Source organism: Neobacillus niacini (assembly GCF_000759675.1).
Taxonomy (GTDB): domain Bacteria; phylum Bacillota; class Bacilli; order Bacillales; family Cytobacillaceae; genus Neobacillus; species Neobacillus niacini_A.
Genome location: NZ_BAWM01000149.1, coordinates 1 through 352, shown reverse-complemented (window position 1 = coordinate 352; position 352 = coordinate 1). Strand labels below are relative to the sequence as shown.

Sequence of the window (352 nt, the reverse complement as noted above, 5' to 3'; positions counted from 1 at the left end):
ATTGGAAAGACGGTTGAAATTGCATTAGAAAAAGAAATCATTAAAAGTAAAACTATTATTGTCGATGCCACACATACAAAAGCACGTTATAACCAAAAAACACCTAAAGAATTTTTACAAGAAAAGTCGAAGAACGTAAGAAAAGCTGTTTACCAAATTGATGAATCAATAAAAGAAAAATTCCCATCTAAACCAACTTCTAACGAAGTAAAAGATGAAGTAGATTACTCCCGTCAAGTTATTGAAGTAGTAGAGACTCAACCACAAATCGCTGCAATTCCAGCTGTAAAAGAAAAGTTGAACGTCTTAAAAGAAGTAGTAGAGGATTATGAAGAACAACTAAACTATTCAA

1 pseudogene is annotated in these 352 nt (G+C 31.5%); it reads left to right on the top strand.

What is annotated here, in order from left to right:
- Positions 1-352: pseudogene (locus TR08_RS26425) on the top strand (IS5/IS1182 family transposase); the annotation flags it as partial.